Source organism: Marinococcus halophilus (assembly GCF_002265875.1).
GTDB lineage: Bacteria > Bacillota > Bacilli > Bacillales > Marinococcaceae > Marinococcus > Marinococcus halophilus.
This window is the reverse complement of sequence record NZ_NPFA01000010.1, coordinates 113,673-121,040: the sequence shown is the minus strand read 5'-3', so window position 1 is coordinate 121,040 and position 7,368 is coordinate 113,673. Positions and strand designations below refer to the sequence as shown.

Sequence of the window (7,368 nt, the reverse complement as noted above, 5' to 3'; positions counted from 1 at the left end):
CGATTGATGCCGGGATGCTCGGGGTCAACGTCGGGGTGCCGGCGCCGATGGCGTTCTTCCCGTTTTCGGGCTGGAAGGATTCCTTTTACGGCGACCTGCATGCGAACGGCAAGGACGGCGTGGAGTTCTACACCCGCAAGAAAATGGTCACCGCCCGCTGGTAATGTCTTACGATTTAGGATTTAAATAAAGATCAACCCATATGGTGAAAGGAACATCTAACATGGTAAACAGAAAATTATATGTTTTTTATATTACTGCTACCTTTATTGTTCTTTTTATGTTAGAGAGCCCTATTATTTTAATCGCTAACCGTGTCGAACCTTTTCTCCTCGGGATGCCGTTTCTAGTTTTCTGGGTGTTTTTCTGGTGGTTACTGTGTACTTGCCTATTCTTTGTAGCTTATAAGACCAACTGGGGACGACATTCTAATAATTAAACGTCTGGAGGAGCGCCATGTCTATCAGCGTAATAATTATTCTATTATTTATGCTTATTCCTCTAATTATAGGGTTTATAGCAGCTAGTAAATCACAAAATACAAGCGATGACTATTTCATCCAAGGGCGAGGAATGGGTTCAGTAGCAGCTTTTTTCACGGTATCAGCTACTTGGTGGAGTGCGTTCGCTTTCTTGGGCTCTAACGCTTCTTTTTACACGCAAGGGCCTGTGTACCTCACTGCTTTTGCATGGAACATTTTATTTGGTTTTCTATATTTCATAGTGGGAAAACGGGTTTGGTTTCTCGGAAAGAAATTTAATTACGTAACCCCTTCTGACTTATTAGGCGATTTTTATCAGAGCGAAAAAATGAGATTTTGGGTTACTACGATTCTAATAATATCCACAGTTCCTTATCTTCAGATACAACTTACTGGAGGTGGATACTTAATCGAGGTTGCTTCAGGAGGGACTATTCCTTTTTGGTTAGCAGGTTTAATGTTCTATGCTGTTATCATTATATATGTTTGGGTGGGTGGAATACGTGCAGTTGCCTGGACAGATATTATTTATGGAGCTTTAGTATTTTTTGGTCTACTTTTTGTAGGTTTTTACATTTCAAATGTGGTTGGTGGACCTTTCTCTTTATTCGAACAAATGCGTGCTGAAAATATTGAGCACTTAACCTTGCCAGGTCCTCAAGGAGATTCTGGATATCTATCTTGGATTTCTCTATGTTTTATAACTGCTATCGGAGCTATTATGGGACCACAACTCTGGTTGCGTATGTACGCTGTTAAGAATGGAAACTTATTCAATTTAATGCCTTTTTTAATTTCTTTAGTAGCTGTTACCTATTTTGGTTCTTTACTTGTTAGTTGGACAGGAGTACTCACTATTAATGAAATTGATAACCCAGATCAATTACTTCCGGTAGTACTATATGAATACGCTCCCATCGTTATTGCTACATTAGTGCTAGCTGGCGGAGCTTCCGCGGCGATGTCGACTGCAAACAGTCAAATTCATGCTGTCTCTACGTTAGTAACAAAAGATTTCTACCAAAGGTATAAAAATCCAAATGCTTCCAACAATCAACTACTAAGAATAGGTCGATTTAGTATTTTAATTTTTTCATTAGTAGCTTATTTACTTACTCTATTTGTCCCCGGCTTTCTAGTAACTATTGGCTTAATTGGTTTTGGGGGCTCTGCTCAACTTATAGTTCCCACTTTAGGATCCTTATTTTGGAAAAGATCAAATTCTCCTGGAGCATTGGCAGGTTTGATTTCTGGATTTGTGACATTACTACTTTTTACTTTTATTCCAGGCTGGCAAAACCCTTTAGGTTTGAGTGCTGGGATGTGGGGATTAATGGTCAACGTCATTGCATTTGTTACTGTCACTCTTCTTACTCCTCCACGAAAACAAAATACTTTTGAACGCTTTAATGATGCGATGGAGGAATTCGAATCTAACTATTGATAAAGGAGTCTATAATGAGTACAGAAACGAGTAATTTGCATATTAATCCTCAACGCTTACTTGAGCATATTAATGAGCTTGCCGAAATTGGAAAAATTGGAACTACGGGAGTGCGAAGGTTAGCCCATTCTAAAGATGATTTAAAAGCTTTGGCTTTAGTAGAACAATGGATGAAAGATGCAAACCTCTATACGCGCATTGATGAAGTTGGGAATTTGATTGGACGGCTAGAGGGAGAAGACCCATCGCAACCTATTTTAATGCTCGGATCCCACATTGACAGTCAACCTTATGGCGGTCGTTACGATGGCACAATTGGCGTGCTTGGAGCAATAGAATTAGTTCAAAGCCTGATAGAAGAAGGCCACACTTTCAAAAGAACCATCGAAATAGTTTCTTTTAGCGACGAAGAAGGATCTCGATTTAATAAAGGTATTTTTGGTTCTCGAGGACTAGTTGGAGAATTAGAAAACAATGAGCTTGAAAGAAAAGATGAAGATGGGATTAGCAGACGTGAAGCATTAAAAAGCATGGGACTGGACCCTGAGAAAGTACATGATGCTGCTTATGATTCGGATCGACTTTTTGCTTTTTTAGAAATGCATATTGAACAAGGACCCGTTTTAGAAAATGAAGAGGCGGCAGTTGGTATTGTCACAGGCATTTCTGGACCATTATGGCTTACAGTGACATATAAAGGATTTGCAGGTCATGCAGGGTCAGTCCCTATGCACCTTCGTCAAGATGCTTTCCTCGGCGCTAGTGAAGCCACAAAAGCTTTGCATACTATAGTACAAAAACGCCAACCAGCTTCAACAGTAGGGACAGTCGGACACGTTAAAGTTTTCCCTAATTCCCGTAATATTATTCCAGAGGAAGTAAGCTTTACGATCGATCTGCGTGATATTGATTTAGAGCGCAGAAATGAATGTGAGCGAGAGTTACGAATAGAATTAGAAAAAATAGCTTCCAACCACAATCTAGAACTCGATATTCATGAGGATACTAATAGCGAGCCCCGATACTGCGCCGATTGGATACAAAATATCATGATAAATCAAGCCGAGCACTTGAAAATAAAAACTACGGAATTAATGAGCGGGCCGTTTCACGATGCTATGCCACTCTCTAAGGTATGTGATTACGGGATGATTTTTGTGCGATGCAAAGACGGGATTAGTCATAACCCACTAGAATATAGCTCGGAACAAGACATTATTGAAGGCACAAATTTTTATTATCACACTGTGAAAAACATTCTTACAGAGTACTCTCATTAGACTAATTACTTTAATGGTGGAGGGAAAATATTGGCACAAGAAACTGCTTTTATAAACGGGCAAATTGTTACGGCTGATGCACAATCTAATGTTTATGACGCTCTCTTAATTAAAGACGACCGTATAATAAAAGTCGGTTATGAAAAAGAAATGAACGATTATTTGTCCGCTCATACGCACATTATTGATCTGCAAGGTAAAAGTCTGCTTCCTGGATTTATTGATTCTCACGCTCATATTGAATTACAAGGTACTAACATGCTTAATGTAGACTGTAAAAACATTTCTTCTATAGAAGAAATGAAAAAAATATTAAAAGAAAGAGCTTCTTCTACTAAGCAAGGAGAATGGGTCAGAGGTTGGGGGTATAATGATAAAGCTTTACAAGAAAAAAGGCATCCAACTAGAAAAGATTTAGACGAAGTGTCTCAAGAATTACCTATCATTGTTACAAGAACATGTAATCATATTTCTGTCGTTAACAGCAAAGCTATGGAACTTTATGGTCTAAGTGATTATGAAGAGGACCCAGTAGGAGGAGCATTTGGACGACAAGAAAATAAATTAAACGGACAATTGTTTGAATCCGTACATATGGATATGTACGAATTCTCTCAACACTCTGAACAAAACATTTTACAAGGTTATCTTTTAGCTTCTGAACACTATAGTCAATACGGTGTTACTAGCGTCCATGACGCAGGAGGCTATGGAAATAGTCATTTTCCAATGCTCTTTAAAGGGGTACGTGGTAACAGTATCAAACAACGACTGTACGTCTTAGTAGGTTCATTAAGTCGCTCGAAAGAAGTTCTAGAAAATGCCATAAACGGTGGTATGTTAACAGGTATAGGAGACCTTTTTTATAAAATTGGTCCTGCGAAACTTTTTATTGATGGTAGTAGTAGCGGTCCTACTGCGGCTACCCGAGAGCCTTATTCTAGCAATGAAAATGACTCTGGTATTTTGTATTATTCTCAAGAAGAACTTAACGAAACGTTATTGAAAGCTGCAAAAAATGAATTTCAGATTACTTCCCATGCTATCGGCGATCTCGGAATTGAAATGCTTCTTAAATGTATCCACTTAGCTAATTCTGAAACTAACAAAACTCAACGTCATCGTATTGAACATGCAGCTCTAGCACTGCCAGACCTACAAACAAAAATGGTAGAGGAGAACGTTGTTCCTGTGTTAAATCCAGCGTTTATATATGAATTTGGAGATGGATACTTAACAGATTATGGAGAACGTTCTGAATATATATTTCCTGCCAGAGATTTAACTGAAAAAGGACTCAAAGTAGCTTTTGGCTCCGATAATCCCATCACTACTATTAACCCTTTTGTTGGTATTTATTCTGCGATAACAAGAAAAACAAAAACCGGTAAGATAGTAGGTTCTGAACAAAGTGTCTCTCTACAGGAAGCTATAAAATTTTATACGTTACATGGAGCTTATGCTAGTTTTGAAGAGGATATTAAAGGAAGCATTGAAGCTGATAAAAAGGCAGATTTTATTATTTTAGACCGTGCTATTTTGAATACTCCTATTGAAGAGATTAAAAATACTAAAGTAGAGAAGACTTTTATAGATGGAAAAGTAGTTTATGAAAATAAATAATTAATCCAATTTAGCATATATAAATTAGCGCTGCTTCATTAAAAATTTATTTTTACAGTATTTGTTTAGGAGGCCACAAATGATTATTGGTATCCCAAAAGAGATTAAAAACCAAGAAAAAAGAGTAGCCATAACCCCGGCAGGAGTCTTAAATTTAAAAAAGAGTGGTCATGAGGTGTTTATCGAGGCCCAAGCCGGCGAAGGAAGCGGCTTTAAGGACTATGATTATGAACAGGCAGGGGCTGCTATTATGCAGCAGGCAAGCCAAGTTTGGTCTCAGGCTGACATGGTTATGAAAGTCAAAGAACCGATCGAACAAGAGTACAAATTTTTCCGTAAAAATCTTATTTTGTTTACGTATCTGCATCTCGCTGCGGAACCGGCCCTAGTGGAAGCATTAACGGTGAATGAAGTAACGGCGATAGCCTACGAGACCGTGCAAGAAAACGGTTCTCTGCCTTTGCTGACGCCAATGAGTGAAGTAGCTGGGCGAATGGCTGCTCAGGTGGGGGCTCAATTTCTGGAAAGTGTTTATGGCGGGAAAGGCATTCTATTATCAGGCGTACCGGGTGTGAAAAAAGCGAAGGTAACGGTTATTGGCGGCGGTGTAGTTGGAACCAACGCTGCAAGAATTGCTCATGGCTTAGGAGCTGATGTGACAATCGTAGATTTAAATCCAGCACGTCTTCGGGAGATTGACGAAACGTTCGGAGGCCAAATCCAAACCATAAGTAGTAACCCCTTAAATATTGCCCAGGAAGTCCAGACCTCTGATTTAGTGATCGGAGCCGTCCTCATCCCCGGAGCACGGGCGCCTAAGCTCGTCACCCGAGACATGATCAAAACGATGGCCCAAGGCTCGGTCATGGTGGATGTCGCGATTGATCAAGGGGGCATTATTGAGACAGCGGACAAAGTAACGACACACGAAAATCCTACGTATGACGTCGAAGGAGTCGTTCACTATGCGGTTGGAAATATGCCCGGCGCAGTACCAAGAACCTCCACGATCGCCTTAACCAACGTTACTATCCCCTATGCCCTTCAGATTGCTAATAAAGGTGTATATAAGGCATTAAATGAAAACCTTGCTCTTGGAAAAGGATTAAACACAGCTGACGGTAAAGTGACTCACGAAGCCGTAGCAAAAGAATTAAACTATCCACACGTCTCCTATGCTAAAGAGACTAATTGAAACGGGGAATTACTATTTCGAACTTTAAAAGCATTTTAAAAATAGCAACCGCTTTCATAGGGGCTATTGTAGGCGCAGGTTTTGCCTCTGGGCAGGAAATTGTACAATATTATACTAGCTTTGGCATTCCTGGCCTCTTTGGCTCAATTTTAGCTACGATACTTTATATGTTTGTAGGTATGGCCTTAGTTCGTATTGGTAGTCGTTTACGTACTCGCTCACATAAAGAAGCTGTTTATCAAATAGGTGGAAAATTTGTTGGAACTGTCATTGATTATGTTCTTATTCTTACTTTATTTGGTGTTGGTGTTGTTATGTTGGCGGGAGCTGGGTCAAATTTAAGTCAGCAATTTAATCTACCAGTTGTTTTCGGGACGACTCTTATAACCGTGCTTATATTTGTGATAGGTGTGCTTCAACTCAACAAAATAATTGTGATCATAGGGAGCATTACACCATTTTTACTTATATTTGTCATACTTATTGCTATCTATAGTATTTTCAATACTACCGATTCACTTGCATCGTTAAATCAAATAGCAAAAGAACAGTCGACAAATTTGCCTAATTGGTGGATTTCTTTCATAAATCACGTTTCATTTAATACTTCTGTAGGTGCCGCGATTGCTTTTGTCATTGGAGGCGAAGAAAAGAACGAAAAAAACGCAATAATCGGCGGCCTTCTTGGAGGTCTAGGTCTGGGTTTTATAATTATTTTGGGAAATGGAGCTATTTTTTCTCAGATGGCTGTACTAGATGGCCAGGCATTACCTATTCTTGAAATGGTAAACAATATTTCCCCCATTCTTGGAATTTGTATGGCACTCGTGCTATACGCTATGATTTTTAACACTGCTATTAGTATGTTTCTACCCTTTACGACTAGATTTACGAAAATAGGCACTAAAAATTTTGCTTTCTTCTTAGGTACTACTCTTATAATAGCTTATATAGCTAGTTTTATTGGTTTTTCTGATTTGATTGGTTTATTTTATCCAGTTATTGGTTTTCTAGGTTTGGTTTTACTTATCACACTGGCGATCTCTTGGCTCCGTTTAAATCGTTTAGAGAAACAATATAGTTAAATCATTTACATGAGAACATAATATTTAAAAGTCCCATTAAAACAAAATTGTTCTTCAAACGTTATTTTAAAAGTAACTCATTTCTTATTGAGTTTTTCATTTTTAGAACTTCTTTTTCACTATTATTTAAAGGATAATAAAATAGGCTGTGCTGAAAATGAACTGAACTCTATCAAGTAGATAATAAAAATAAGTAAAATCCTTAAGCGGCTTGATTCCGGTATTCTATCGGAGTCAAGCCGTTTAAATATTCCTAGTA

7 protein-coding genes are annotated in these 7,368 nt (G+C 38.6%); all 7 read left to right on the top strand.

What is annotated here, in order from left to right; translation table 11 throughout:
• The coding region (locus CHL76_RS11655; protein WP_143747456.1) for an aldehyde dehydrogenase family protein at window positions 1–164 on the top strand (164 nt) is incomplete at its 5' end.
• Between the two features lie 38 nt (window positions 165–202).
• Window positions 203–439 (top strand): DUF3311 domain-containing protein, encoded by a 237-nt coding sequence (locus CHL76_RS17390; RefSeq protein WP_307725201.1) that lies wholly within the window; start codon window positions 203–205, stop codon window positions 437–439.
• 17 nt (window positions 440–456) lie between these two features.
• Window positions 457–1,926, top strand: a complete 1,470-nt coding sequence (locus CHL76_RS11645; RefSeq protein ID WP_079475384.1) for a sodium:solute symporter family protein — start codon at window positions 457–459, stop codon at window positions 1,924–1,926.
• Window positions 1,927–1,940: 14 nt separating this feature from the next.
• Window positions 1,941–3,206 carry a Zn-dependent hydrolase gene (locus tag CHL76_RS11640; protein WP_079475385.1) on the top strand — a complete coding sequence of 422 codons (1,266 nt, stop codon included), beginning with the start codon at window positions 1,941–1,943 and terminating at the stop codon, window positions 3,204–3,206.
• 30 nt (window positions 3,207–3,236) lie between these two features.
• Window positions 3,237–4,829 carry an amidohydrolase gene (locus tag CHL76_RS11635; RefSeq protein WP_079475386.1) on the top strand — a complete coding sequence of 531 codons (1,593 nt, stop codon included), beginning with the start codon at window positions 3,237–3,239 and terminating at the stop codon, window positions 4,827–4,829.
• A 79-nt stretch (window positions 4,830–4,908) separates the two neighbouring features.
• On the top strand, window positions 4,909–6,024 hold the full coding sequence (gene ald / locus CHL76_RS11630; protein WP_079475387.1) for an alanine dehydrogenase: 1,116 nt from the start codon (window positions 4,909–4,911) through the stop codon (window positions 6,022–6,024).
• Complete coding sequence (locus CHL76_RS11625) at window positions 6,021–7,109, top strand: YkvI family membrane protein (protein WP_233133385.1); 1,089 nt, start codon at window positions 6,021–6,023, stop codon at window positions 7,107–7,109. The genes ald and CHL76_RS11625 overlap by 4 nt, the downstream gene beginning before the upstream one ends.
• Window positions 7,110–7,368 lie beyond the last annotated feature (259 nt).

Excerpts from the sequence above, each read along its gene's own strand:
- CHL76_RS11645 (WP_079475384.1), top strand. The coding sequence starts at position 457 with ATGTCTATCAGCGTAATAATTATTCTATTATTTATGCTTATTCCTCTA.
- ald (WP_079475387.1), top strand. The coding sequence starts at position 4,909 with ATGATTATTGGTATCCCAAAAGAGATTAAAAACCAAGAAAAAAGAGTA.
- CHL76_RS17390 (WP_307725201.1), top strand. The coding sequence starts at position 203 with ATGGTGAAAGGAACATCTAACATGGTAAACAGAAAATTATATGTTTTT.
- CHL76_RS11640 (WP_079475385.1), top strand. The coding sequence starts at position 1,941 with ATGAGTACAGAAACGAGTAATTTGCATATTAATCCTCAACGCTTACTT.